The sequence below is a fragment of the Achromobacter sp. SIMBA_011 genome, from assembly GCF_046535435.1.
Classification (GTDB): domain Bacteria; phylum Pseudomonadota; class Gammaproteobacteria; order Burkholderiales; family Burkholderiaceae_B; genus Achromobacter; species Achromobacter dolens.
Map to the genome: position 1 here is coordinate 1 of NZ_JAWRWN010000337.1, position 277 is coordinate 277.

Genomic DNA, 277 nt, shown 5'->3' on the forward strand with positions numbered 1-277 from the left:
GAACGTGGTCGCAGCCAAGCCACTTGCGCGCGATGCGGCAGAACCCATGCCGCCGCCGAGCGAATGCCCCACAATGTCCACATCGGTTCCACTCTTCTCAAGCGCTCGCCCGATCTTGACTGCACGGTCGTAATAGGCCGAGTTCTTATTGGCCCCTTGAGCGATGTTATTGGCCCAGTCGGACCACTTGTACTTGTCTGTACCCTGAAAAACCACCTGCGTCTTGAAATCGTTGCCGAAAACTCCAGGATCGGGCTCGTAGACCTGGGCACGAAAG

At 57.4% G+C, this 277-nt stretch carries 1 pseudogene; it reads right to left on the minus strand.

The features are described from left to right. Nucleotides 1-277: pseudogene (locus SB816_RS31205) on the minus strand (VgrG protein); the annotation flags it as partial.